General features: G+C 32.3%; 1 protein-coding gene. It reads right to left on the bottom strand.

Annotated features, from left to right (window positions below; translation table 11 throughout):
• Positions 1-538: PfkB family carbohydrate kinase (locus ABCO64_RS10490; RefSeq protein WP_343089428.1), on the bottom strand; the 538-nt coding region annotated here is incomplete at its 3' end.
• Between the last annotated feature and the right edge of the window lie 113 nt (positions 539-651).

Here is a 651-nt window from a genome sequence, read left to right as displayed (position 1 = left end):
GAATAATATAATCACACTTATCAATGACACTCGATTTAATGGGTTTCATAGGTGCAGGATTTAAAATTACCTTCACTTTCTTTTTAGAAGCCAACTCGATAATATATTCTACGAGTTTTAAAGGAATTTCTAACTGTAAAACAATCAATTGTAAATCTTTATGGTTTTCAAAAAACTGATCGACATCTTCTTCATTTAAAGCGCCGTTTGCGCCTTCAAAAATCGTGATAGAATTATCATTATCTTTTAGTTTTATGAGCGCAAACCCACTTTGAGAATCTTTCAGTACAATATCATTGGTGGATAATGATTTTTCTTTTAAATTATCTAAAGACAACTTTGAAAATGCGTCATTTCCTAAAGCCCCTAAAAAATAAGTATCTTCAAATAAGCTCCTTAATATGACCGCTTGATTTGCGCATTTTCCTCCATGACGTATGAAATAAGAATCCCCTTCAATGGTCTGGCCTATCAAAGGGTCATTTGATGATTTATAAAATAAGTCCACATTGATACTACCGATCACAGCGACTGCCATATAACGCTCCTTTTTACTTTTATAAATTACGATGTTCGATAATTAAAGATTTTGCGGTATCTACTGCTTTTTTCAAATCCATAATTTGAGCTTCGCCAAGCCCTATTTTATAT

Source organism: Methanocalculus natronophilus, assembly GCF_038751955.1.
In the GTDB taxonomy this organism is placed as follows: Archaea; Halobacteriota; Methanomicrobia; order Methanomicrobiales; family Methanocorpusculaceae; genus Methanocalculus; species Methanocalculus natronophilus.
Note: the sequence above shows the minus strand (reverse complement) of the source record. Positions and strands in the feature narration are given on the sequence as shown.